Here is a 25970-nt window from a genome sequence, read left to right on the forward strand (position 1 = left end):
TTTTCACCCCTCACGCATTAATTTTCACTTCACTACTGAGTTCAACACCTTGTTGTTTCGAAACCCATCGAGTTAAATAGTCGGTAATCCAACCACATAAGAAGTTCGCGATTAAACCGACTAACAAGTACCGGATGGCAAGCGGAGTCGTATCTAATCCTAATTTTTGAATTCCTTGGGCAATACCTAGCCAAATAAAGAGTTCTCCTGCATTGATATGTGGAAATATACCGTTACTTGTATGGCAGAAATACGCTGCTGAAGCATAGTAACTCGGTTTGTATTTTTCTGGTAAGAATCGCCCAAGAGAAAGAGCCATTGGATTAGCTAACATAAATGCGCCTAAAAACGGTAATACCATATATCGAAGCAAAGGATTACGAGATGATTTGCTTGCTAAAACGTTAATCCGATCTTCGCCTATTAAACGAATAATCGAATTCATACAAACGAGTAGCATAAGAACAACAGGGACAATACCTGTCATCCAAGACATAAATGTTTTTCCACCTGTCTGAAACAGATTAATAAATCCTTTAGCTAGTTCAACAATAATATCCATCACTGTCACTCCTTTTTTAACTGAGTTTTATTTACCTAGAATACGTGACTTTCCATAAGAAACCATTTGTTGTAATGGGGAGATTGATTTTGTTGGAATCGTTCCCCCACTTGAGATAATTTTGTAATTATTGACTGCATCTTCAATGGCCGCTCTTAAAAGATTGTTATAAGCCTTTAAATCTTGTTCTCCTAAGGTTTTGATATTCTTTCCTGTTAATCCTTTTAATGCTTTAAATCTTGCTAAGACGGTGACACCCTGCATTTTTTGTACCTCAAAGATGTCCCCTTGTTCGTTAATTCTAATGAACACGATCGTACCGGACCTTAATCTTCCTTTCTTTCGCCCAATGGCCACTTTTCCTTTACGCCTCAGCCTCGTAAAAACATGTGAAAAATGTCTCATTTGTAAATAACCTAAGGCCATTTGGACAATAAATGCTCCACCTATGAAAATCATTAATGTGATAAAAAACATGAATGGACACCTCTTTTTTAATTCACCATCTCAAACAGTCTTTTCACTTCCAGAACGTTCTTTGTCTTCGAAAGTTTATTAACAAAGTCTTTATTCTTGGCTATTGAGATTAGCTCATCGTATAAACTAATCATGACACCATCATCAAGTTGTTGATTTTCCGGTATACCTAATAAGAAAATGAGTTTTATTTCCTTTTCATCCACTATAATTGGGTGTGAACTCACTCCTAAAGCAAAGACGATTTGGTTTGAACCTTTATTTACCGTATGTGGAAAAGCTATTGCATTATCAAAAAAGGTTCTTTTTTTGTCCTCGCGTTCAAAAACTCTTTGTTTAAACTGTAAACCTACGATATCTAACTGAGTTAATTCATCTAACATAAAAGATAAATTTTCATCATACCGTTTGGTGTGATCTAAGACAAAAAAGTGATGCTCACTCAATAAATGGCTCATTAATGATTCATGCTGATGGCCTGATGTAATATTTAACTTATTCAAGAGAAAAGATTGATTAATTTTTTTAAGGATCTTTTTTTCATCAAAAATTTCAGATAATAAAATAACTGGAACGTTAAGTTTACAAGCTATTGGGACTGTAGAAAAAATGACATCAAAGGTATTTAAAATATCACTCTCAATAGCATTAGATGAAAACATCTTCTTTTCTACGTTTTGATCTAAAATTTTATCTAATTGAATTGATATAATCTTCGCTGTTCCTCTACCCGTATGACAGACGATAGCGACACGTTTTATTCTCTTTATTTTTTCCTCTTGTTCATGAATTACCATGCAAAAATAATACGCAAGATATGCAAGTTCATCTTGATAGGTCTCTACGTGATATTTTTCATATATGACATCGTTAGAAATTTCAGCCATTTTATAAGCCAGTGGATATTTAAACTTGACTTCTGTGATCAGATTATTTTTCAATCGAATGCCAAATATTAATCTATTTAACATAAAAGTAAGATGATAGCTAAATTCATTTATGATTGGATTAAGATTTAGTTCAATATTCAACACTTTTAGTATTTGCTGTTTGATCTCATCAATTAGACTAAAGATTTCTTCAGGTACCTTAACTTTGTCAACATTCAATAGTTTTACGGGTGAACGTCTACTAACGATGGGAATCGTAATAAAAACTTTTTCTGGTTGTGTTAACTTTATTTTTAATACCTTTACTATCTTCTCTAATAAATGACTGGTTTCTCTAAACTCTTTAGTTTGTATAATAGATTGATATTTTTCAGGTATTTGTGAAGGAATTGGATGAGACGTCATTCGATTTAAGGCAATCATGATGAATCGTATTAAGTTATATTCAGTTTCTTCCTCAATCAAATGCTCCTTGCAATCATTTCTTATGATATTTTGAATGTTTTGATCTAATTTGTCACATTCCAAATATCGGTTATCATGATTTTGGATCATATATAATCTAATATCCCATTCATTTCCTTCAACATGGATACCTTCATTTGGTTTCCCTTCAACAAAAATTTCATAAGGAGCCAGTGCCAATCGAATTTTTTTTAAATCATTATTTAATGTTGAACGACCTATATTAAGTTCAAAGGCAAGATCATCTAATTTTAGTGGTTGACTTGCTTCAAATAAACGATATAACAGATAAGATGCTCTTTGATGCGGTGTATCGATCAACTGACTTTCTTTTACGAACTCTTTGATAAATTAGAAAACGATAAGTGCCATTTTCTAACTTAAGCTCTGACGATTCATCCAGAGCTTGATTAATCACTTTAACATCATTGTAAATCGTTCTTGAGGAAACATTTAACTTCTTTGCTAATTCTTCTTCTGTTATGTCATTTTCTTTAACACGTTTTAAAATAAATTTTAATCGATCTTCTTGAGTTATTTTGCCCATTTCTACAATCTCCTTTAACCCGAGTGCACTTGGGCGGAATAACTTTAAGAGACTATCCTCTTGATTTACCGCCAGTAATATTCACTGTTGTTCCTGTTATATAATCTGCACGATCGGATAGCAAATAAGCAACAAGATTTCCAATATCGTCTAATTTTCCTGGACGTCCTAGAGGAATTGCCTTAGAGTAATCCGTTCCAAGTCCATCAACTGTGGTACCTCTTGTATAGGCAAGTGCCTCGTTATAAGCATCTGTCGTTAACCCCGTTTTTTCATTGATGCCTGGTGCAACTCCGACTACACGTATGTGTCTTGATCCAAGTTCTTTTGCCCATGATCTTGTAAAACCGTTAACAGCTCCTTTTGTCGCTGAGTATACACTTTGACCATTCGAACCTTCCATACCAGCTTCAGAGGAAATATTGATAATAACACCTGATTTGGCTTTCAAGAATTCACGCACGACCGCTTGTGTCGCCAAAAATAACCCTTTGACATTGACATTGATCATAAAATCAAAATCTTTTTCGTTAAGCTCATACTCTGGTTTTTCACCTCTAAAGTCGACCAATAATCGAGGTAGATTGACACCAGCATTATTAACAAGACCATGAATCGCGCCAAATTTTTCGACAACATGATGAACTAAATTTTCAACACTTTCTTTTTTTGTTACATCTGTTTGGACATGATAAGCTCCGTTTTCTTCAATATCTCCTGTTGTGACATTAAGATCTGAAACAATCACTTGAGCACCAACTTGAGTCAATACATTTGAAATATGTTTCCCTATTCCTGAAGCCCCTCCTGTTACAATAATTGTTTTATTTTCTAAACCTAACCAAGACGCTACCATACGATAACTCCCTTTCACTATTTATTATACTTCTATTATAAAAGCGCTTTCAATTTAATTAATACATCAATTTTCAATGGCTTTGGAAAAGGTATGTACGAATTTGATGATCTCATTCTAAAACTATACATCCCATTTATATAATGTAATGTAGAATGACGATTCCCCAAAAAAAAAAATCATCCATCAAAGCTATTGATGATGGACGATTTTCTTTTGATTAGATGGTTTGCTTTAATAAACTCAGCATGTCAGCCATATCATATGGAAGTTCGACTTTCATTCTTTCTGCAAATTGAGAAACGAGCCTTAGAGTTTCTATACTTTCGATAGGATGGTCACCTGATGCACTTTCTGCTGATAACATAACCGCGTTTGTGCCATCAAGAACAGCTTGAAAAACATCCGTTACTTCTGCTCTCGTTGGAATAGAATGATCAACCATAGATTGGAGCATTTGTGTCGCCGTAATAACATATTTATTTAACCGATTGCATTCACTAATGATCGCTTTTTGTAAAAGGGGTATCCACTCATAAGGGCATTCAACTCCTAAATCTCCCCTGGCTACCATAATTCCATCAGTCGATTCAACGATCTCTTGGAAATTTTTGATAGCTTCCATTGTTTCAACTTTTACAATAAGCTTTGGAGCAACCCGTGTCCTTTCCCCTATAAAATCCCTGATTTCTTTTATGTGGGTTGCATTCCGAACAAACGAACAAGCTATAAAATCGACTTTTTCATTTAATAGAAAATCAATATCTTTTTTGTCTTTTTCGGTAATCGCTGGTAATTGGATCTTTGTCCCTGGCAAATTAACTCCTTTGTGGGATGAAATTATCCCGCCTTTTTTAACTGTGGTTAAGATATGTCCATCTTCTATCTTGACAGCAACAAGTTCAACTTCACCATCATTAATAAGAATTCTATTTCCAACTGTCATATCTTCTGTGATACCTTTATAATCGACTCCCGCTTCCTTTTCATTTCCCTTGATGGGTTGATTATGGAGAATGAACGATGCACCGGCTTTTAGTTCAACTTCCCCAGAGGGTATTTCTCCTAATCTAATTTTTGGACCCTGGACATCTCCTAAAATTCGAATAGAACCATCTAAAGACTTCACTAACTGAATCACTTCCCGATGACTTTCATGTGTTCCATGTGATAAATTAAGCCGAACAATCGTCATGCCATTTTCAATGAGTTTTTTTAATGTCTCCTTGTTTTGACTGGCTGGCCCTATTGTACAAATTCGATCAATGGTCATAAATTCACCTTCTTTTTAAACCTTTTACTATGGTATACCCATTAGGAAGGATAATAATTTTGAACGTTTAGGAAACATTTTAGAGCCTCCAATAAGTCAGCGGGGGTTTCATCACCACTAAATATTGTTAAACTAATCAGTTTTCAAAATACTGTTGTTCCCCTCAAAAAAGTTTCCCTGTTTCTCCTTAGCACACAAGGCGAGGGGCGTAGTCCATTGCTGTAGAATAAACAAAACAGTACTCAGATTTTTCGAGTACTGTTGTAAATGTTTTGGTCATTATTCCCATTGTCATTTGAACTCTATTCTTTAACTGATCCGGACGTTAATCCAGAAACAATTCGACGTTGGAAGATAAGAACTAAGATAACCAATGGAATGGTCACAACAACGGTTGCAGCTGAGATTTCTCCCCACGGAATGGTGTACTGACCTTGAAACATGGCAATACCGACGGGAACCGTTTTATATTTATCCGCTGTATTGATCGTAAGTGAAAATAAGAATTCATTCCAAGCCCCAATAAAGACTAAGATGGATGTTGTAAAAATACCAGGCCCTGCTAATGGAAGAATAACACGCCAGTACGTTTGCCACATAGACGCGCCATCAATTTTAGCCGCTTCCTCCAAATCAAACGGAATTTTCCTAAAGAAAGAAACGAGTAACCAGATCGACAGTGGTAAAGAGAATGTGGTATACGGAATGATTAAGCCTAAATAACTATTCGTTAAACCTACGTTTTTTAAAAACATATAGATTGGTGAAATAGTGGCTATTTGTGGAAACATCGAAACAGCCAAAACGGTACCTAGAATAATCGTCTTTCCCCTAAACTTTAATCTTGCAATCGCATAAGCTGCAAATGAAGCAACAAAGACCGTGTATATCGTTGTTATTGAGGCAACCACTAAACTGTTCCATTGATAATGTAGAAATGGATATTTTGTAAAAACAGAAACATAGTTTTCAAGAGTTGGACGACTTGTATAAGGGATGAACGCTTTATCCCCAAATAATTCGGTTAATGGTTTAATTGATGTTATTAACATCCATAAAAAGGGAAACATGACAACAAAAACAAAGACGAAAAGAAAAATATAGAATAAAGGACCCGCTTTCTTATGCATGTCAAACACTTCCTTTTCTCGTAATTAACTCATTTTTTGCCAGCATGATTTTGTATCGCCTTGGCCATCATTTTTTATTGCTATCTTGAATTAAATCTGCACCTAATAATTTGATATAAATGATGGAGATAATGGCCACACATACGAATACAATGACCGATAGTGATGAACCATTTCCAAAATTGGTTTGTGAGAACATGACTTTATAAGCTAAAATTGAGATCGTTTCAGTTGAGTTAGCTGGTCCTCCACCTGTCAAAACAAAAATCAAATCAAATACACGAAACGCATCTAATGTTCGGAAAAGAAGTGCCACAAGAAGACTCGATTTTAATAGTGGCAACGTAATTTTAATAAATTGCTGCCATTTATTTGCACCATCAATCGCTGCCGCTTCATACAAAGATGAAGGGATGGTTAGTAGCCCTGCTAAAAGTAATAAAGCCATATAAGGGGTTGTTTTCCATACATCGGTAAAGATAACCGAAAACATTGCCCCGATATTGGTTGTTAAGAGATCCGACATTTTATCCACTAATCCCACTTTTTCAAATAAATGCGCCACAATTCCATTTTGTCCATCATATAGGAATTTCCACATTAACGCCGAAACGGCCGTAGGTATCGCCCAAGGAATAAGAATACTAGCTCTGATTAACCCTCTGCCAAAAAAGGCTTTATTGATAAGTAGTGCAATAGCAAGACCGATGACTAACTCAAATGCTACGGATACGATTGTAAAAACGAGCGTATTCCAAATCGCTAGCCACGTGCGAGGACTCGATAAGTTTTCTTTGTAGTGTTGTAATCCAACAAAGTTGGATTTGATGAGTGCATCATTTAGGCCTTTTGAGAGCCCAACGATTTTTTCACCTTGCTCCAATTTTGCTGTTTTTGTCACTTCTTTTATTTCTTGTTGAACGTTATCTGTCATATTTTGATATCGCTTACTGAGCTTTTTATCTATAGATATAAGGGCCTCACCGTCTGATATCGATTTAAAATCCATCAGTTTATCATTAATCGTTTGATATGATTTCTTTAGATCAGGGTCTTTCTGTAATAAAGCATCAAATTGATCTATCTCAGTTTTTATTTTCGTTAACTGATCCACTTGATGACCATTTTGTATCTCTTGGTCAATAGCTGTAATAAGGAACGGTGCACTATTTAAATATCGCTCTAAATCAAAACTATAATTTAAGTGCACTGTAGATTTCGTCGGATCATTGAGTTTGAGATCAAAAAGACTTAAATAAAAAGATTGCAAAACTGGCCAAATAGCCACAATGAGAATAAGTAGCATCGATGGGAAAATTAAAAGATAGCCCGCTGATCTTTCTGATAGTTTCTTCTTTTTTTGTTTAAGTTGGACATTACCGACTGAGTGATCTATCTTTTTATCAGGTTTTTCCAGGTTGGAATGCATGTCATCACACCCTTATAAAGTAATCTATTGGACCTCATCATTCATCACATCCCGTGTCAATCTTCGTTCCAATTTATAGATATCATGCTGACCTTCAGGTAGAAGGCCAGCACCATTTCGTCAATCTTTATTTTGCAAGTTTCGCTTTGATTTGAGTTTCCATTTCTTGTATCGCCTGTTTCGCAGAAATTTCTTTATTGATCGCTTTTGAAACCTCAATCTGAATAATATCTGAAATCTCTTGATAGTTTGGTGCTACAGGTCTTGGTACAGCGTTAGCATAGCCTTCTTGGAATTCCTTATTAGCAAAGAATGGATTCGCTTTTAAGACATCTTTATCTTGGAATAAGGAGGTGAGTGTTGGAATATTACCTGAATCAATCGCCGTAATTTTTTGACCTTCTTTACCTGATAAAAATTTGACAAATTCCCATGCTTCTTTTGGATGTTTTGAATAAGCGGAGATACCTAATTGCCAGCCGCCTAGTGCCGTTACAGAACCTTTATCTCCTGCTGGAAGTGGAGCAACGCCCACTTTATCTACGATTTTTGATTGTGTTTTGTCATTGGCAATCGCATATTGGTAGGTCCAGTTTCTAATGAATGGTGATTCACCATTGATAAAGGATGTATGGGATTCAACTTCTGTAAATGTATTAATGTTGCCAGGAACAATGTTAGAGTTGGTGATGTCAACCATTTTCTGTAACCCTTTAATAGCCTCAGGACTATTAATCACCACTTCTCCTTTGTCGTTAATAAACTGTCCGCCATAAGAGGCGATAAATTCTACTGCGTCACAAACAAGTCCTTCATACTGTTTAGCCTGCATTAAATAACCATATTTTGTTCCATTTTTTCCTTGATATTGACTAGCTGCTTTTTGAAGGTCATCCCATGTTTTTGGTACATCTTTTTCAGGGACAAGATCTTTTCTATAGAACAACAAAGCGGCATCGCCGAGCCTTGGCATTGTCCATTGCTTACCATTAAATTGTGCAGCTTGAACCGCGCCTTTATTGTAATCATTCATGTTAATACGATCTCTTTGAATAAAACGATCCAATGGCATCACATAACCCGCTTGAGCAAATTCAGCTGGCCAAACGACGTCTAAAGAAATAACGTCAAATTCAGATGATTTAGCATTTAAAGCTGTTACATATGCATCATGTTGTGCATTGGAATCAGATGGAAGTTCCCGAAATTCTACATCAATATTTGGATGTTCTTTTTCAAAGGCTTTAATAATTTTAGGAACAACCTTCGTCGTATCCTTTCCTTGAGCATAAACAATTTTCACTTTTTTACCTTTAGTACTATTTTTGCTTTCATTTTGATCTGACTTACTGCCTGAACTGCAGCCGCCTAATATAAGTATTGCCACTAAAAATAAGCTAAGCATGCACATTGCTTTACGCTTCATCACAATATCCTCCTTTGGTGTTTAAATAGGACCATTTTGTTAACGCTTACATTTTCTGACTTACTCCTCACATCATACTTAATGCATGGCTATAGAATAGTTGGATGAGATCGTTTTACTCTAAAAAACAGCCTCCTTTTTGTAATCGCTTACAATTTTCTTTTTTTATTTTAATTTAAATCTTTAAATAAAACAACCAATATATTCCTTCAAAATTTGTTCATATATTACAAAATTCGCCGTTCACTAACTATATCTTTATCTTTACTTTTAACTATTGATGGACCGCCATTCCTACCGAACCAATCATTTTGTTTTTTTCGTATAAAAAAATAGTAGACTTATCATTTTGATTAAGCCTACTATTTCAAACGTCGATTGTAACTATAGAGTTTTTATTCCCTTTAATGCGCTATACATCTCTTTCAATGACTCTTTTGTCATTTCAACAGGATTATTATACATATTGGGAGAAAAACTCCCCTCTACGAGTTCGTTTAAGTCTTGTTCAGTATTGACACCAACATCATTTAGCGTCATTCGAAGACCCATCTCTTTTTTCATTGCATCGATTTGATTGGCTAGATCCTCTGCACTTTCAAATCCTTGACGTTGACTAAAAGCTTCTAGACGTTCCGCTTCCGGTCCCTTACTGTTAATTTTCCAAAAAGAAGGCAGTGTAAATGCACACGCTTCACCATGAGGGATATGAAAATCTTGTGTTAACGGATAAGAGCAGGCATGAGCAGCTGCGGTTTGAGTTAAGTTAAAGGCCATTCCCGCTGTCACTGAAGCTTCACTCATTTTTGCTCTTGCTTCTATGTTGTCAGGTTCATGATATGCCGTTAAAAGATGTTTAAACACAAGAGATGCAGCACGCTCTGCAGGAAGATCGGTTAAAGGTTGGTGTTTTTTCCCATAAAAAGCTTCTAAAGAATGTGCGAGCACATCCAGTCCACTTGCCGCTGTCACATAAGGAGGACATGATAAAGTCAACTCCGGATCAACTAACGCATATACAGGATAAAATAGGTCACTAGCAAGTGGTGCCTTTACATCGCGAGCTTCATCGGTAAGAACTGAGACCGTGGTAATCTCGCTCGCTGTTCCAGATGTCGTTGGAATCGCAATAAGAGGAATACTAGAACCTGTAACTGGAAGCTTTTTCGATAGATAATCAGCCGTTTTATTTTCAGTTCCAGCAACATAACAGGCTACTTTAGCACAGTCCATGATACTTCCCCCACCAAGAGCAACGGCAAATTCACATTTATTTTCACGAATCATCTGGGCGCAGTTATCTGTATTTTTAACCGTTGGATTGGGTCTGATATCGGAAAATATCGCGACAATTCTTCCTTCAGATTGTTTTTTGATTTCTTCTGCAATACCCAGCCTGACCATCGAAGGAGCACTAATAAGGATTCCACGGTTCAGATTCATCTGCTTTAAAATTTTGGGTAGTTGCTTTATTTTTCCTGCGCCAAAATCAATTGGCACAGGTTGCTTATATAAAAAATTCTCCATCTTACTTAAATTCCTTTCTCAATAAGTTCAGTTAATTTTCTAGATAATAATAGTACAAGCACTCATGATTTAACCGTTTGATCGGCAAATAAGACATCTTTCTCAAATAATGTCAATACCTGTTCGAATAGATCCATAGATTCATTTAATTCTTGTTCTGTGATCACAAGTGGCGGTGCGATAATCACACTTGATTCATGTGAATAAGTATAGAAACCGAATTCGCTGAGTAAGCTAACAAATTGACTCATTAACCCCACTTTATCTTTTCCATAATCCATACCGTAAGCGATGATGGGTTCTTTTGTTGTTTTATCTTTGACTAGTTCGACAGCTGCGAATAAACCGATATGTCGTACGTCCCCAACAGAATCATACCCACGGAGTTCTTCTAAACGAGAAGCTAATACCTTACCTACTTCATCTGCATGCTCTATTAAGTTTTCATCTTTATAAATATCAAGCGTCGCACAACCAATTTGTGTAGAGACTGTATGACCACTATACGTTAAACCCGTCATAAGCACATGGTCATCAAAGTATTTTGCGACTTTCTCGCTAACAATCACTCCGCCAAGCGGGCTGTAGCCACAGGTTACTCCTTTGGCAAAGGTCATCATATCTGGTTCGAAATCAAAATGATCGACGGCAAACATTTTTCCTGTCCGACCAAAGCCAGTCATGACTTCATCACAAATCATGAGAATACCAAATTCATCACATAACTCGCGAACACCTTCGAGATAACCCTTAGGCGGGATTAGAACACCGTTACTTCCAGGAATCGGCTCCATAAATACAGCTGCAATCGTTTCTGGTCCTTCATATAACATTTGATTCCTTAAACGGTCTAAATAAAATTTAGTTGCTGCTTCTTCATTTTCAAAATCAATGACTTCTCGATATAAGTATGGGACGTCAAATTTAATAAATCCGGGTAAGCCTGGTTCTACAGTAAAACGCCTGCTCTCACCAGATAAATTTCCAGCACCAAATGTTGCGCCATGATATGAACGATAGCGTGAAAAGATTTTATAACGTCCAGTTGCCATTCGAGCTATTTTTACCGCGTGATCATTTGAATCCGCACCGCCATTCGCAAAAAATACTTTTGCCATATTACTTGGTGCCACGTCAATAATTTTACGAGCGAGTTCTGCTTTTGAAGCCGTTGCAAAACCTGGTGCTGAAATAGGTATTTCACCAATATGTTTAAATTCCTCAAGCAATTTTGGGTGGGCATGCCCAACATTTAAATAAACTAGTTGGGAACACATATCGTAATATTTTTTATCTTCATCGTCCCAAAAAAAGATCCCTTTGGCTTTTGTTATCGTTTTAGGATTAACTTGCTTTTGTTTCGCCCATGAATGTAGAACATAATTCCTATCATCTTGTTTTATTTTCTCAATATCTACTGATTTCATGTGAGTAACAACTCCATTCATGTTTTAAAATTTTATAAAATTATCATATATCAGATAGTTATCAGAAAACAATGATGATTCAAACAAAAACCATTGTGCATTTGCACAAATAAACTACATACGAAGATCTTCAATCATAAAAGCAAGCGTTAAGGTTGTCTTAGTGAAAGTATGATCCAATTTCATATTTAAAATCGATTCAATTTTTTTTATTTTATATAATACCGTGTTTCGATGGATAAATTTTTTTCGACTGATGTTAATCGTACGCCCATCTTCCTCTAGATAAATTCTTAAAAAAGCAACGTAATCCGTTTCATTCGATTTGTCGTATTGGTAAAGTTTTCCTAGAGTATCATGATGATACTTGTCCGTCATGCGACGATTTCTAGCACCTAAAATTAACTTATAAGCACCTAGATCTTGATAAGAATAGATTTGATAGTTTGCATGTTTGCGATTAAGTTGAATAACTTTTAACGCTTCATCGTAACTTTTCTTAAGGTCTGATAAGTAAGTATAGTCCTCTCCCTTTGCGATCAGAGGCAACGCTTTGAAATCGAGTTGTTCTAGTCGATGGTAGACGTCTTGAACAATCTTAGAAAAAGAGGCATGTGAAACACCTTGATCAATGGTGTCAACTAATACAATATATTGATTTTTAAAAACCATGGATAAAGTGCATTCATAATAATCATGAAGAGACTTATCGAGGATTTTCATGATAGATTCTTGATGTTTCACATGGTTTGGAAGTTCACACACAACAATGGCGTTAGTTGTATCATTTTTGAAACCTCGTTTTGTCAGTTCTTTATTTATATCCTCATCATTAAAATCTGGATTAAAAAGAATTTCGGACAAGACAACATCACCATTCGTTGACTTATTCTGTTCTGTCATTAAAAATTGAACGGATAGTTTTAAAAAATCAGCCACACGATATTCCCATGGCATCTGAAACATTGGAAAGGCCTGCTCGTCAGCAAAATTCAATATTCTTTCTGGTATATTAGGAATGTAAGGCCCTGTATTTATCACCATCCCACAAGCCTGCCTTTGAAAGGCTGTTTCTACCATATTTATCAATTTTGCGAAATCATTAGCCATATCAATGCCTGTCGTCACGATCAGCTCATTTTGTCTAAAAAACTCTGCAAGATCGACACTCTCAGTTACATTAACCCCTGTAATCGTGCGATCAATACCTTCTTTACCTGCGACAAGAGAGATCGTTTTAAATTCAGGAAGACTAAAAATTTTTCTTAACGTTGTCATAGAAACTGTCCCCCTTTTGTCGAACGTTGAGATATAATTATAATAAATTCAATGTATTTTAAGACAAATTGACATGAGTCAGCTGTTCTTATGGCAATTTGCTTCCTCTCGATGTCTCATAAAGTGAATACCATTCTTCCCGTGTCATTAATTCTGATTGCCGCACAGCATCCTGGCAGTTTTTTATCCTCGTAGTATTTGTGGTACCGATGACAGGTTGAATTTTCATAGGGTGCCGCATTAACCAACCTAAAACAATCGATTCTTTTGTCGTTCCCTTTTCTAAAGCCATCTTTTCAATGAGTTCAATGGTTTTTCTATCAGCTTCTGAAATATCCTTTGGTACATTCCCAGAATAAAGACCTCTAGCGAGCGGTGACCAAGCTTGAACTTGTATGTTCTGCATCATACAATACTCGATTAGACCGGGGCCAAATTGCGTTTGAGATCCTTTCGTTTCATTAACTAATACACTTTGTTCTAACCAATCGAGTTTCTTTAAATTAAGTTCCAATTGATTAACAATGATCGGCTCTGAAGCGTACGTTTGGATATGCTGAATTTGTGAGGCATTCATATTTGAAACCCCAAAGTATCTCACTTTCCCGCTTGTTTTCAGCTCATCAAATGCTTCCGCTACTTCTTCTGGCTCCATTAATGGATCTGGACGATGCAGCAATAAAATATCAAGATAATCGGTTCCCAATCGCTTGAGAATACCATTAACCGATTCAATAATATGTTTCTTTGAAAAATCATAGCGAAATGGACCAACGTTGTCATCAAACCGAATGCCGCATTTACTTTGAATTATGATCTTTTCTCTTAGATTAGGCTTCGAATTGAGTATTTTGCCAAAAACAGTTTCAGACTTACCCATCCGGTAAATATCCGCAAGATCAAACATGGTCATTCCAATAGATAACGCTGTATCAACAGCCTGCTCTGCTATGTAAATATCATCTTGAGTAACTGGGCTATGATCCCAATTGCCACCAAAGCCCATACATCCTAAAACTAAACGACTTGTTGTAAGTTTTCTTTTTTCGATAGGCATTATACGCATGAATGTATCCCTCTTTCAAAAGATAATATCAATAAAATAAACATCTGAACCTCTCATGACTAAAGTCACGAGTGTTCTCGGCTATTTCATAAATTAGAGTTCGCCATCTTCTCTCTGAATTCCTTCTCATAATTATTTCATCTTTCAAGGGGTATGTAAGATAACCGAAATTTAAAACAGCTAAAAAAATAGGATAGGAATTTGTATTCCTACCCGAGAATCTATTTCTATTCATTTATATTAATCCACCCTCTAGAGTGCGAGGCCTCAGCAAGTCTTTTTGTTCCGAGAATGTAGGCGGCTACTTTCATATTTACGCCATATTCACTTACTATTTCCATGAGATCATTGAAACTTTCTGTTAATCTCTCTTTCAGTCTTTGATCAACAAGTTCTTCTGTCCAGTAGTATCCTTGGAGATTTTGGCACCATTCAAAATAGGAAACGATGACTCCTCCTGAATTGGCAAGGACATCTGGTACGACCTGAATACCTTCTTTATCTAAAAGTTCAATAGCTTCTTTAGTTGTTGGGCCATTAGCAGCTTCAACAATAAAGCGACATTTTAGTCGATCGGCGTTTTCGGATGTGATGACTCCACCGATTGCTGCTGGTATTAATACATCACATTCTTGTTCGAGCAATTCTTCATTCGTCATTGTTTGTCTAAATAAAGTGGACACGACACCATAAGCATCTTTATTTTCCATTAAATACGGGATATCGATCCCGGCAGAATCATAAATGGCACCTTTTGCATCCGCTATGCCAACAATTTTTGCTCCAAGATCATATAAATATTGAGCTAAGTAACTTCCAACATTTCCGAAACCTTGAATGATCACTCGCATATCTTGAATATTTAAATTTTGTTGTTCACAAACCAATTGAAGAATATATAAAACACCTTTTGAGGTGGCTGTTTCACGTCCTTTTGAACCTCCAAGTACTAATGGTTTACCTGTAATAAAACCTGGGGCTCCGTACTCACAAATATGATTATACTCATCAAGCATCCATCCCATGATTTGAGCATTTGTATACATATCAGGTGCTGGGATATCTTTAGTTGGCCCAACAAATTGACTAATGGCACGAACGTAGCCACGGCTTAATCGCTGCAATTCATTTGAACTTAAGTTTCTTGGATCACAAATGATACCACCTTTAGCTCCACCATAAGGAAGATGATTAATCCCACACTTTAAGCTCATCCATCCAGACAAGGCTTTGACCTCTTCGGGAGTAACATCTGGGTGAAAACGAATACCTCCTTTGGTTGGTCCACATGCATCATTGTGTTGGGCTCGATAGCCTTGAAATATTTTGGTCTCGCCATCATCCATCTGAACGGGAATACTAACCTCAAAAAAACGCATTGGATTTTTTAAAAAATGAAAGACCTCTGCAGGATAAGACAGGAGTTCTGTTGCCTCATGGAGTGTTTCCTGAAATTCACCAAGTGGAGTATCTTCTTTATTCATTCCTACTTTTTCTTCGTTGCGATTTTTCTCTTCAACTAGAATTGACATTGTTATCCCCATTCTTTTTTAATATTGTCTTAAAACTTCTTCCGAAAACAATAATAAGAGAGATAAGCTTACATTTATACTTTTTTGTAAGATAATATGACATATTATAATGAAATTATTAGTAACCAAGAGAATAATAATCTTTTATGTCAGTTTTTCTAACATATCTGTTGGACAAACTCATAAAATATGTTAAAAGAACCTGTTCCTTCATAACCGGAACAGGTTCCTTTGATACATCATTTTATATATTTAAGGAATAAGCGTTTTTTATTTGACCTCTTCAGGGACTTGTAAACCTAGTCCAGCTGCTACTCGTAATCCGTAATCTGGGTCGGCTTTATAAAAATGTCCAATCTGTCTGAGTTTAATCTCTTCTTTTTCAACTGGTTTCATGGCTGCGACAATATTTTCGATCAATCTCGCCTTTTCTTCATCCGTCATTAATCGATATAAATCACCAGCTTGGGTATAGTGATCATTGTGATCGTATCCCACACTATCCGCTGTACCATGAACTGGATAAGTCGCCTGTTTTGCTTCTGGTGTCTCTGTAGGCCCTCCAAAACTATTCGGTTCATAATATGTTGAGCCCCTACCATTTTTATCAAAGCGCATCGCACCGTCACGTTGATAATGATTGACATCGACTCGGGGACGATTGATTGGCAACAATTGGTGATTGGCACCAACGCGATGCCTGTGAGCATCTCCATACGCAAATAGTCGACCTTGTAACATCTTATCCGGTGAGACATCAATGCCAGGTACTAATGTTCCAGGTGAGAAAGTAGCCTGTTCGACTTCGGCAAAGTAATTCTCAGGGTTTCGATTTAATACCATTTTTCCTACTTCGATTAATGGATAATCTTTTTGGGACCAAGTTTTAGTCACATCAAAGGGATCAAAACGGTAAGTATTGGCATCTTCTAACGGCATGATTTGAACATATAATGTCCATGATGGAAAGTCTCCATTTTTTATGGCATTTTGTAGATCTTCAATATGATAATCTGGATTTGCACCGGCAAGCTGTTCCGCAACATCTGGCGTTAGATTTTTAACACCTTGATCGGTTTTAAAATGATATTTAATCCAGACACCTTCTCCAGCTTCATTTGTCCACTTAAATGTATGACTTCCAAAGCCGTGCATATGTCTAAATGTCGCAGGGATCCCGCGGTCTGACATTAAGATCGTCACTTGATGCAGTGATTCTGGTGAGAGTGACCAGAAGTCCCATACAGCGGTCGGATTTTTCAAATGAGTTTTAGGATCTCTTTTTTGAGTATGAATAAAATCCGGGAATTTAATCGCGTCTCGAATAAAAAAGACCGGTGTATTATTTCCTACTATATCGTAATTCCCTTCATCTGTATAAAATTTTACCGCAAACCCTCTTGGATCACGCAATGTGTCGGCTGAACCATTTTCACCTGCAACCGTTGAAAACCGAACAAACAGAGGTGTTCTTTTTCCAACTTCAGATAAGAAACTCGCTTTCGTATATTTTGTTAGATCATTCGTCACTTCAAAATAACCATGTGCACCGCCACCTTTGGCATGAACGACTCTTTCTGGTACTCTTTCTCGATTAAAATGAGCCAGTTTTTCCAAAAGATGCACGTCTTGTATTAATACTGGTCCTCTATGACCGGCTGTCATTGAATTTTGATTATCACCAACGGGCGCTCCCCAACTTGTTGTCAAATGCTTTTTATTTTCGTTCATTGGTCACCTCTCCACACACTATTTAGATTAAGTATTTATTTATTTTTATTTCCTATTGATAATAATTATAATTTAACATCATTTATAAATCAACTGTTTTTATCTATTTCTTTTAATCTATTTCTTTTCAATGATAAAAACGAACAATATTCAATAAAATTTTTAAAAGTAAAACTTATGCCTATTTTTATAAATGAGAGTAAAACTAATTAATTGAGAATTCCACTCAAAATGTTTATAAATCGAAAAAACCAGGCAATCTAGATGGCCTGGTCAGAACTTCTTATGAATAAACTCATTTACGGTTTAGATGTGAAATGGATGTTTTGAAAAGCGGATGAAGACTGAAAGGTATATAACCCAACCAATCCTTGATGGAATGTGGGATTTTGTTTTTCAATCATAAGCTTCCGATCTAAATAAATTTTGATTAGATTCTGTTGAACGATAACTTTGAGATGATAGGTTTGGTTACCTTTTAATGGCATGGTTTTTTGAGAGATAACCTGACGCTTCCCATTGCAAACTTTTATAAGCTGAACGGACTTATGTGGAATATCAAGGGCTGCGACGTACATATTTTTTGCCACCTTGTCAGAATGAAAAATCAAACCTCCAGTACCTGTTCCTTTATTTATATAGTTTCTATTAATAATGGTTACGTCACTTTCATATACGAAATTTTTACCCATCCTATTAGAGAGAATGCTGCCTTCATCTTCAGTTTGACCCACTTTGCCACTCATAGAATCAGCCCAGATTCCCTTTATCGTTTGCCATTTCTTAATGTTTGAAACAAGAGGAGAAGATCCCCAAATCGAAGTAAAAGGTTGAAGAACAAATGAAGTTATGACTGTATGACCACCAGAACTATAGAGTGACATACCATCATTGTTCACTCTAGGAAAAATTTGATCTGTAATCACTCGGATTCCATTATTTCCGAATACTTCTAATGCTGAATGATCTAAAAATATGTGTAACTGAATTTTATGGTTGGTTGGATTCATATGTATAGCATGTACACCCGTTATATCTGAGTTAAAATGAAAATTTGACGAATGCGAGCGATCAACAAATAATCGATGGGTTGTTACTTGATAACCAATCCTTGTGTATTGACCGTTACCTTCTCTAAGTTGGAAACCAAATTCCTTTGCATTTGACTTAGAAAGATCAAATTCTGCTTTTATTTCTCCGACCTTAAACTTGTGACCTTTAAGGATGTTAGTACTTGGTTGTATGGTCTTATGATGAAAACGAATGTGTCCATCTTTAGGTTTAAGATAATAAATCGGCGTTTGTTTTAATCGAAAGGCGTCACCCATTTTAACTAAAGTTAAACTAACGGGTAAACTCATTGAATTTCGCCAGGGCGTCGTTGGTGTTCTCTCGGCATATTTCCAGCTACTCATCCACGCTATCGTCACGCGTTCTCCTCTAGGGCCTTCAAGATTATTCCATGGGATAGCCGCATAATAATCTGCTCCATAATTGACCCAGTCTCTTCTTTTTAGTTTTCGATGTTGAATAAAATGCTGACCATTAAAATCACCAACAAAATATTCAACACCGGTTCCACCGGCAGGCGAACCTTCCGTCCGGCTTATTTGCAAGACCCATTTCTTTTGATTTGAGTTTTCAACTGGCAACCGCATAAGAGATGGACATTCCCAAACCCCTTTACTCTGATCAGTTGGTCCGAAAGTACTCATTAGTGTCCATTGCTTTAAATTCTTAGATGAATAAAACATCGCTTTATTATGAGTTGTAAGGACCATAATCCATTTTTTATCTTTTTGATACCAGAAAACATTTGGATCACGCCAGTCTTTTATCCCAGGATTTTTCATGATAGGTTCATTGATTTTTTCCCATGTTTGTCCTTCATCGTGGCTTACGGCTATTCGTTGATCTTGTATCCCTTTCCGATCATTCGTATAGAAAGCGACCATGGTATCTTTTCCAAACCCCGAGTCATTTTTCTTATCAATAATAATACTTCCTGAAAAAATGTGTCCTTGTGCATCAGGATATAAAGCTATTTTTTGCGGAATCCAATGGGTTAAATCAGTACTAATAGCATGTCCCCAATGCATCGGACCCCATAATAAGCCATATGGGTAATATTGATAGTACATGTGATAGAGTCCATGATAATAGACCAGGCCATTTGGATCATTCATCCACCCAAATTCAGGTGAAAAATGAACTTGATTACGATAAGGTTCTTGATAATACTCAGGGTCATAGGCATGACTCATCTGTGGACATAGGAACACGATGAAACTCAAACTAAAAACAACCATTAATTTCTTTAACAACGTCGCACCTCTTTTTCTTGTCGTTCTTTTCTCCTTCCACTCATAATACATTTATAGTTATACTGTACATTAAAGTTAGTTTCATCCATTTTTTATAAAGAAATGGAACTTTTAAACAAAAAAACATACCCCGTGAAGGGCTTTTTAAAATTTGATCACCATTAGATTTTTCTAGTTCAGACTTGTACCGTTGGAGGACAGCCTCTCACGATTCTTCGATTATGACCTTTTATTTCTTCTTACGAGCATATTCTTCTTATCTTTGTTAAAGTGGAAGTATTCCATTATTTTTAATAGGAAAGGAAGAAAATTTAATGTCATTAACAGGAAAAAAAGTATTATCTTTTGTCAGTGATGATTTTGAAGATTTAGAGTTATGGTATCCGATCTTACGCCTCCGCGAGGCAGGAGCCATTGTTCACTTAATTGCGGAAGAGGCTCATCATAAATATATCGGAAAATATGGAGTTCCTGCAGAATCAGACTATACTTTCAGTGATGTTAATCCAGAAGATTATGATGCTGTTGTGGTTCCAGGAGGATGGTCTCCAGATAAACTCCGCCGTTTTCCTGAGGTTATTTCAATTATTCAGCACTTTCATGAAAACAAAAAACCAATTGGTCAAATTTGTCATGCAGGTTGGGTGCTCATATCTGCTGGAATACTCAAAGGTGTACATGTCACGAGTACCCCAGGAATTAAAGATGATATGACGAATGCAGGTGCCATTTGGCATGATGAACCTGTCGTTGTAGATGGCCATATTGTATCTAGCCGTAGACCACCCGATTTACCTGATTACTTGAGGGAACTCATTAAAGTACTTGAAAATAAATAAGCTAGAACAAAGTGCGTTCATTGTTTTGAACGCACTTTGTTTATCGTGTTTCTGAGGCTTTTAATCTTTCAAATAGAATTATAAAGAATAGAACTAAAGCTACCGTTAATAAAATATGTCCAAGTCCAGCCATACCTGAGATCGCTGGTCCTACGGATTTACCAAGAACGCTCATCGTCCCGTGGATGACCATAAACCCAATCGTCCAGAGCAGGCCAATATTGTATATCCAGTAAAACGCTAGGAACAACTTACTCTTTGATAAAGTAAAAAGTTTCTCTAACACTAAGAAAATCAAGAACATCATCATACCAAGTGCAAGTAAATGGGTATGCAAGACAGACAACATTGATTCGCCTGTGAAGTTGTATGCTTTCGTTATTTCTCTGTAAAAAATACCCGCTAATAAACCTAGTATCATATAAATAAGTGCGGCAAAATATAACTTTTTCATGTCCAATCTCCTTGCAATAAATAGTCTCCTCTATGATTATACCATTTTATCAATCCGCTTTGCATTTAGACTCTACTATGCCTAGACGGATTCAATTAAGATATAACGACTTACAGACCGAAGTTTAAGCTATAAGTGCGTGTTCAAAAAGGTGACAAATTAGAAGCAAAGGCTAAGAGCGGCGCAGTTCCTTAGGACCGGCATTCCACATGAGGTGGTGGCTTCAGGCGCCAGCCACAGGACGTGAGCGATTTTAGCAAGAGATCCTCTTGTATTCACTACATGAGGATCGGAAAAACAAGTGGGCGCCGAGATTCGTAGCTTATCATTTGGTGACTTTTTAAATCAACCTCTATTAAGATATTAATTTCACCATTGCTAGGTTTACATTTAGTCGCTTATAATTAAGATGATGACATAGAGAGGTGAGAGCATGAAGTGGCATTTAAAAACATTTTCTGACTTAACAACATTAGAGCTTTATCAAATACTTAATGAACGTAATCGTATTTTCATTGTTGAACAAGAATGTCCTTTTCAGGATATAGATGATAAAGATCAAGATTGCTACCACTTATTTACCGAAAAAGACGGTCAGATTATAGCTTATCTCCGTATTGTACCGGAAGGAGTCATTTACCCTGAACTATCCCTTGGTCGTATAATTGTAAAAAAAGAGTACCGAAAACAAGGGATTGCAAGAGAAATGATCGCCAAAGCTATTCAGTTTTCTATCGACGAACTACACCCCAAAAAAATTAAACTACAAGCACAAGTACAAGCGAAAGGACTCTATGAGCGATTCGGTTTTAAAGATGTTTCAGAACCGTATCTAGAAGATGATATTCCTCATGTTGATATGATATTAGAGATTTAATTTTACGCACAAAAGCAACCGTCCTTATTCATATATAGGATGGTTGCTTTTCATTATAAGCATGTTATTTTCGAGCTTCATACACTTTTAACTGTTTTCCTTTTACTTTTGTCTCTTTCATGGCATTAAGTACGATAGGTCCTTTTCCGTTAAGGATATCAACATAAGTCGCGGTATCTTGTATCGTTATAATGCCAATATCATCAGCTGTGACGCCTTCGAGTTTTGCAATGGTTCCTACAAAATCAACAGCTCTCAATTTCTTCTTTTTTCCGCCATTAAAATACAATTTCATAATGTCTTTATTTAGTGATTCACTTTTATCTCGTTTCAGTTTCGGCGTTTCGCTTATTGTCTTTTGAAACGATGCCTGATGTTTCAACACGTTTTGTCTAGTTGGGAGTGTTTCCTTTTTTAGCTTAAAACCAATGTAGTCTTGGATTTCTTCTAATATAGGTTCATCACGAGAAGTCATAAAGGTTATAGCAAGCCCTTTTTTCCCAGCTCGTCCAGTCCTCCCAATACGATGGACATAACTTTCTTTTTCAAGCGGGATATCATAATTAATGACAAGAGAAATATCATCCACATCTATCCCCCTTGCTGCGATGTCAGTCGCCACAAGATAGCGGAATTTCCCAAGTTTAAACTCCTTCATCACACGGAACCGTTCTTCTTGTGTCAGGCCACCATGAATTTTTTGGCAAGGATAATTTAATCGCTTTAAGCCTTGATAAACGGTATTCACGTTTTCTTGTGTCCGACAGAAGATCATGCAACTATTAGGATTTTCGATAATTAAACTATTTTTAAGTAAGCGAAACTTCTCTTCACCTTTTACTTTATAAAGTTTATGCTCTATTTTATCCGTTGTTACACTTTCCTGCTCTATCCCAATATCAATTGGATGATTCATATAACGGTGACATAATTGTTTAATGCTTTCTGGGACCGTTGCTGAGAATAGTAGTGTCACTCGATCCTTTGGTAGTGATTCAATAATAGCCTCGACTTGGTCCAAAAATCCCTTATTCAGCATTTCATCTGCTTCATCAATCACAAAAAAGTTGATTCGTTCTAAGTTAAGGGTCCCTTTTTTAATATGATCAAAAACTCGTCCTGGTGTCCCAACAACGATATGAGATTTTTGTTTTAACTCGTTTTTTTGTTTCTCAAAGGGCTGTTTACCGTAAATGGCGGTCGCCTTTATGCGTTTAAATCGACCGATGTTAGTCAGATCATCTTTTATTTGTGTTGCTAATTCACGTGTAGGGGTTAAAATTAACGCTTGAGGTTTATTTTCTTCCCAATCGACGAGTTCACAAATAGGTATGCCAAAGGCGGCTGTTTTTCCGCTCCCTGTTTGCGATTTAACAATGATGTCCTCACTTTTTAGAATATGGGGGATGACCTTTGCCTGCACAAGTGTTGGCTGGCGATAATTTAAGCGTGATAAAGCTTGTAAGATTTCTTGACTAAGAGAAAATTCTTTAAAACTAGATGTGTACATTCCTCAACCTCTTTTTCTATTTTTCCAATATATATTCCATTATGCCATTTTTGGTTTGGTTTAAGTCAAAAAAGACCTCTTATTTAACAGAGGTCTAAACTTATTACAATATTTTATTAAGAAAATCAATCGTCCGTGGATTTTTGGGATGAGAAAACACTTCATCCGGTGAGCCTTGTTCGACAATATAGCCGCCATCCATGAAAATCACACGATCCGATACTTCTCGAGCAAAGCCCATTTCATGGGTCACAACCACCATGGTCATCCCGTCTTTGGCCAAACTCTTCATCACATTGAGTACTTCTCCAACCATTTCAGGATCTAGTGCGCTTGTAGGTTCATCAAACAACATAATATCCGGATTCATGGCAAGAGCTCGTGCGATGGCTACACGTTGTTTTTGACCTCCAGATAATTGATCCGGATAACTATTTGCCTTATCGCTTAAGCCGACACGATCAAGTAGTTTAAGAGCTGACTCTTTAGCTTCTGCTTTTGTTTGTTTCTTTAATTGAACAGGAGCTAAGGCGATGTTTTGTAAAATGCTTAAATGCGGAAATAGATTAAAATTTTGAAACACCATTCCAATATTTTCACGGACTTTATTAATATTTATCTTCTTACTTAGATCGTGGTCATCAACGATAATCGTTCCGCCATTCATTTCTTCAAGTTGGTTTAAACAACGTAAAAACGTACTTTTACCTGAGCCTGAAGGACCGATCACACAGACCACTTCACCTTCTTTGACTTCTAGATCGATGTCTTTTAAGACTTGCAAGTCTCCATAATTCTTTTTTAGATTAGTTACTTTTAACTTTACCATGACGGATTCTCCTTTCTAGGCGATTGGATATTTTTGTTAATATTGTGATAATAATAAAATACATAATTGCTACAATCAGCCATATTTTAAAGGATTCAAAATTCCTCGCGATAATAATTTTCCCGCTTTGTGTTAACTCAGCTAGTCCAATAATCGATAGAATCGAAGTGTCTTTTAATGTCATAACAAATTGGTTAATAATCGATGGAATCATAATACGAACGGCTTGAGGCAAAATAACTTTCATCATCGATTTTCCATATGGTAAACCAAGACTACGAGCAGCTTCCATTTGTCCTTTATCAACCGATTGAATACCGCCTCTGACGATTTCAGCCATATAGGCACCTGCATTCAAACTAAGCGTAATGACCCCTGCTAAGAGAGCACTCATACGAAAATCAAGAGCCGTTGGAATTCCAAAATAAATAAAGAACGCTTGTACAAGGAGTGGTGTTCCTCTAAATATGTCAACGTAGATTAAACCAATAGCTCTGATAACTTTGTTCGTTGATACTCGCATAAAGCCAAAAATTAAACCAAGGATTGAGGCGAAAATTAAAGAAATAACCGTCAGTTCAATGGTTAACCATAACCCCTGCATCAAGCTAGGCATACTTGATTTTACAAGTCCAAAAAAACTCGTATCTTTCTCTACACTTTTCTTCGCTTGTTCGCCAAGGTATTTGTTCATTAATTGATCGTACTTCCCATTGGCTTTCAAATTTTCTAATCCAGCATTAAATTTTTCCAATAACTCTTTATTTTGTCCTTTGCTTACCGCGAAACCGTAAGATGCCCCTTTTTCTTTATTGGTTACCATCTTCAAGCCATTATTTTGTGTTGTTCCGTAAGCAATGACCGGATAGTCATCAAAACATGCGACCGTATGACCACTTTTAACATCATCATACATATTAGAAGAATCATCAAAAGTGACGGTTTGAAATCCATATTTATCTTTAATGGAGTTAGCAAAAGCAGCTCCTTCAGTTCCTGTCTTTACAGCTACTTTCTTCCCTTTTAAATCTTTATATGACTTAATATCTTTATTTGATTCATCAATAGCCATCACGACGCCTGAATCAAAATAAGGTTTTGAAAAGTCGAATTTCTTTTGCCGTTCATCGGTAATACTCATACCGGCAATGACGCCATCAACTTGTTTTGATTCGAGGGCTTGTACAGCGGCATTAAATCCAAGTGGTTTCATTTCATATTGAAACCCTTGATCCTCCGCAATCGCTTTTAACAGTTCCATATCTATCCCAACATAGTTGCCGCTTTCATCTTTAAATTCGAATGGCGCGAACGTGACATCAGTTGCGATGGTATATGTTTTACCTTGTTTTGCACTAGGTTGCTTTTGATCTGATGATTGAGAACAGCCCGATAGGACCGCTATCAAAACCAAAAAAATTGTAAAAATACTAAATCCTATTTTTCTCATAAGTCCTCCTTGATGTCTGAACATAGGTGCCTAAGTTACTTATTAGATAATTTTATAAAAGAGTATCTTAT

At 36.4% G+C, this 25970-nt stretch carries 22 protein-coding genes; 2 read left to right on the forward strand and 20 right to left on the reverse strand.

Translation table 11 applies throughout. The features are described from left to right. Positions 1-10 precede the first annotated feature (10 nt). The 16 genes from srlA to FG390_RS07960 form a co-directional block, all read right to left on the reverse strand. Entirely contained in the window at positions 11-562 is a 552-nt protein-coding gene (srlA, locus tag FG390_RS07885) for a PTS glucitol/sorbitol transporter subunit IIC (RefSeq protein ID WP_141190504.1), read from the reverse strand. A 27-nt stretch (positions 563-589) separates the two neighbouring features. Next, on the reverse strand, positions 590-1039 hold the full coding sequence (locus tag FG390_RS07890; protein WP_141190505.1) for a transcriptional regulator GutM: 450 nt from the start codon (positions 1037-1039) through the stop codon (positions 590-592). A 17-nt stretch (positions 1040-1056) separates the two neighbouring features. Beyond that, the gene (locus tag FG390_RS07895; RefSeq protein WP_141190506.1) at positions 1057-2715 is read right to left on the reverse strand and encodes a BglG family transcription antiterminator; all 1659 of its coding nucleotides are present in this window, start codon (positions 2713-2715) and stop codon (positions 1057-1059) included. Continuing rightward, positions 2663-2941: a helix-turn-helix domain-containing protein gene (locus FG390_RS07900; RefSeq protein ID WP_141190507.1), complete on the reverse strand. Its 279-nt coding sequence runs from the start codon at positions 2939-2941 to the stop codon at positions 2663-2665. The genes FG390_RS07895 and FG390_RS07900 overlap by 53 nt, the downstream gene beginning before the upstream one ends. 52 nt (positions 2942-2993) lie before the next feature. Then, a complete protein-coding gene (locus FG390_RS07905) occupies positions 2994-3797 on the reverse strand; it encodes an SDR family oxidoreductase (protein ID WP_141190508.1) in 804 nt (267 codons plus the stop codon). A gap of 220 nt (positions 3798-4017) precedes the next feature. Beyond that, entirely contained in the window at positions 4018-5070 is a 1053-nt protein-coding gene (locus tag FG390_RS07910; RefSeq protein WP_141190509.1) for a pyruvate kinase, read from the reverse strand. Positions 5071-5372: 302 nt separating this feature from the next. Beyond that, positions 5373-6200, reverse strand: coding sequence for a carbohydrate ABC transporter permease (locus FG390_RS07915; protein WP_141190510.1), 828 nt, complete (start codon positions 6198-6200; stop codon positions 5373-5375). Between the two features lie 67 nt (positions 6201-6267). Continuing rightward, complete coding sequence (locus FG390_RS07920; RefSeq protein WP_246092769.1) at positions 6268-7506, reverse strand: carbohydrate ABC transporter permease; 1239 nt, start codon at positions 7504-7506, stop codon at positions 6268-6270. Between the two features lie 250 nt (positions 7507-7756). Beyond that, complete coding sequence (locus tag FG390_RS07925; protein WP_141190512.1) at positions 7757-9055, reverse strand: ABC transporter substrate-binding protein; 1299 nt, start codon at positions 9053-9055, stop codon at positions 7757-7759. A 384-nt stretch (positions 9056-9439) separates the two neighbouring features. After that, positions 9440-10582 (reverse strand): iron-containing alcohol dehydrogenase family protein, encoded by a 1143-nt coding sequence (locus FG390_RS07930; protein WP_141190513.1) that lies wholly within the window; start codon positions 10580-10582, stop codon positions 9440-9442. Between the two features lie 62 nt (positions 10583-10644). Then, positions 10645-12009: an aminotransferase class III-fold pyridoxal phosphate-dependent enzyme gene (locus FG390_RS07935; RefSeq protein ID WP_141190514.1), complete on the reverse strand. Its 1365-nt coding sequence runs from the start codon at positions 12007-12009 to the stop codon at positions 10645-10647. Between the two features lie 114 nt (positions 12010-12123). Beyond that, entirely contained in the window at positions 12124-13287 is a 1164-nt protein-coding gene (locus FG390_RS07940) for a PucR family transcriptional regulator (protein ID WP_141190515.1), read from the reverse strand. A gap of 88 nt (positions 13288-13375) precedes the next feature. Then, positions 13376-14353 (reverse strand): aldo/keto reductase, encoded by a 978-nt coding sequence (locus tag FG390_RS07945; RefSeq protein ID WP_141190516.1) that lies wholly within the window; start codon positions 14351-14353, stop codon positions 13376-13378. Between the two features lie 227 nt (positions 14354-14580). After that, positions 14581-15837: a Glu/Leu/Phe/Val family dehydrogenase gene (locus tag FG390_RS07950; RefSeq protein ID WP_258311629.1), complete on the reverse strand. Its 1257-nt coding sequence runs from the start codon at positions 15835-15837 to the stop codon at positions 14581-14583. A 318-nt stretch (positions 15838-16155) separates the two neighbouring features. Beyond that, positions 16156-17616 (reverse strand): catalase KatA, encoded by a 1461-nt coding sequence (katA, locus tag FG390_RS07955; RefSeq protein WP_141190518.1) that lies wholly within the window; start codon positions 17614-17616, stop codon positions 16156-16158. Between the two features lie 299 nt (positions 17617-17915). Further along, complete coding sequence (locus tag FG390_RS07960; protein ID WP_181406430.1) at positions 17916-19940, reverse strand: glycoside hydrolase family 32 protein; 2025 nt, start codon at positions 19938-19940, stop codon at positions 17916-17918. Between the two features lie 314 nt (positions 19941-20254). On the opposite strand from FG390_RS07960, the gene FG390_RS07965 reads away from it, so the two are divergent. Further along, positions 20255-20779, forward strand: a complete 525-nt coding sequence (locus FG390_RS07965; protein ID WP_141190520.1) for a type 1 glutamine amidotransferase domain-containing protein — start codon at positions 20255-20257, stop codon at positions 20777-20779. A 40-nt stretch (positions 20780-20819) separates the two neighbouring features. Here the strand turns inward: FG390_RS07965 and FG390_RS07970 are convergent, their stop codons facing one another. Then, the gene (locus FG390_RS07970; protein WP_141190521.1) at positions 20820-21233 is read right to left on the reverse strand and encodes a DUF2871 domain-containing protein; all 414 of its coding nucleotides are present in this window, start codon (positions 21231-21233) and stop codon (positions 20820-20822) included. A 433-nt stretch (positions 21234-21666) separates the two neighbouring features. On the opposite strand from FG390_RS07970, the gene FG390_RS07975 reads away from it, so the two are divergent. Continuing rightward, the gene (locus tag FG390_RS07975; RefSeq protein WP_141190522.1) at positions 21667-22110 is read left to right on the forward strand and encodes a GNAT family N-acetyltransferase; all 444 of its coding nucleotides are present in this window, start codon (positions 21667-21669) and stop codon (positions 22108-22110) included. A gap of 64 nt (positions 22111-22174) precedes the next feature. Here FG390_RS07975 and FG390_RS07980 read toward each other — a convergent pair whose 3' ends face one another. The 3 genes from FG390_RS07980 to FG390_RS07990 form a co-directional block, all read right to left on the reverse strand. Next, complete coding sequence (locus FG390_RS07980; RefSeq protein ID WP_141190523.1) at positions 22175-23620, reverse strand: DEAD/DEAH box helicase; 1446 nt, start codon at positions 23618-23620, stop codon at positions 22175-22177. Between the two features lie 103 nt (positions 23621-23723). After that, on the reverse strand, positions 23724-24449 hold the full coding sequence (locus tag FG390_RS07985; RefSeq protein WP_141190524.1) for an amino acid ABC transporter ATP-binding protein: 726 nt from the start codon (positions 24447-24449) through the stop codon (positions 23724-23726). Continuing rightward, positions 24427-25899 carry an amino acid ABC transporter substrate-binding protein/permease gene (locus FG390_RS07990; protein WP_141190525.1) on the reverse strand — a complete coding sequence of 491 codons (1473 nt, stop codon included), beginning with the start codon at positions 25897-25899 and terminating at the stop codon, positions 24427-24429. The genes FG390_RS07985 and FG390_RS07990 overlap by 23 nt, the downstream gene beginning before the upstream one ends. Between the last annotated feature and the right edge of the window lie 71 nt (positions 25900-25970).

It is taken from the genome of Terrilactibacillus laevilacticus, assembly GCF_006517395.1.
GTDB classification, from domain to species: Bacteria; Bacillota; Bacilli; order Bacillales; family Sporolactobacillaceae; genus Terrilactibacillus; species Terrilactibacillus laevilacticus.

Coding starts and splice junctions, on each gene's coding strand:
- srlA (WP_141190504.1), bottom strand. CDS start 562: ATGGATATTATTGTTGAACTAGCTAAAGGATTTATTAATCTGTTTCAG.
- FG390_RS07890 (WP_141190505.1), bottom strand. CDS start 1,039: ATGTTTTTTATCACATTAATGATTTTCATAGGTGGAGCATTTATTGTC.
- FG390_RS07900 (WP_141190507.1), bottom strand. CDS start 2,941: ATGGGCAAAATAACTCAAGAAGATCGATTAAAATTTATTTTAAAACGT.
- FG390_RS07905 (WP_141190508.1), bottom strand. CDS start 3,797: ATGGTAGCGTCTTGGTTAGGTTTAGAAAATAAAACAATTATTGTAACA.
- FG390_RS07910 (WP_141190509.1), bottom strand. CDS start 5,070: ATGACCATTGATCGAATTTGTACAATAGGGCCAGCCAGTCAAAACAAG.
- FG390_RS07915 (WP_141190510.1), bottom strand. CDS start 6,200: ATGCATAAGAAAGCGGGTCCTTTATTCTATATTTTTCTTTTCGTCTTT.
- FG390_RS07920 (WP_246092769.1), bottom strand. CDS start 7,506: ATGCTACTTATTCTCATTGTGGCTATTTGGCCAGTTTTGCAATCTTTT.
- FG390_RS07925 (WP_141190512.1), bottom strand. CDS start 9,055: ATGAAGCGTAAAGCAATGTGCATGCTTAGCTTATTTTTAGTGGCAATA.
- FG390_RS07930 (WP_141190513.1), bottom strand. CDS start 10,582: ATGGAGAATTTTTTATATAAGCAACCTGTGCCAATTGATTTTGGCGCA.
- FG390_RS07935 (WP_141190514.1), bottom strand. CDS start 12,009: ATGAAATCAGTAGATATTGAGAAAATAAAACAAGATGATAGGAATTAT.
- FG390_RS07940 (WP_141190515.1), bottom strand. CDS start 13,287: ATGACAACGTTAAGAAAAATTTTTAGTCTTCCTGAATTTAAAACGATC.
- FG390_RS07945 (WP_141190516.1), bottom strand. CDS start 14,353: ATGCGTATAATGCCTATCGAAAAAAGAAAACTTACAACAAGTCGTTTA.
- FG390_RS07950 (WP_258311629.1), bottom strand. CDS start 15,837: ATGAATAAAGAAGATACTCCACTTGGTGAATTTCAGGAAACACTCCAT.
- katA (WP_141190518.1), bottom strand. CDS start 17,616: ATGAACGAAAATAAAAAGCATTTGACAACAAGTTGGGGAGCGCCCGTT.
- FG390_RS07965 (WP_141190520.1), top strand. CDS start 20,255: ATGTCATTAACAGGAAAAAAAGTATTATCTTTTGTCAGTGATGATTTT.
- FG390_RS07970 (WP_141190521.1), bottom strand. CDS start 21,233: ATGAAAAAGTTATATTTTGCCGCACTTATTTATATGATACTAGGTTTA.
- FG390_RS07975 (WP_141190522.1), top strand. CDS start 21,667: ATGAAGTGGCATTTAAAAACATTTTCTGACTTAACAACATTAGAGCTT.
- FG390_RS07980 (WP_141190523.1), bottom strand. CDS start 23,620: ATGTACACATCTAGTTTTAAAGAATTTTCTCTTAGTCAAGAAATCTTA.
- FG390_RS07985 (WP_141190524.1), bottom strand. CDS start 24,449: ATGGTAAAGTTAAAAGTAACTAATCTAAAAAAGAATTATGGAGACTTG.
- FG390_RS07990 (WP_141190525.1), bottom strand. CDS start 25,899: ATGAGAAAAATAGGATTTAGTATTTTTACAATTTTTTTGGTTTTGATA.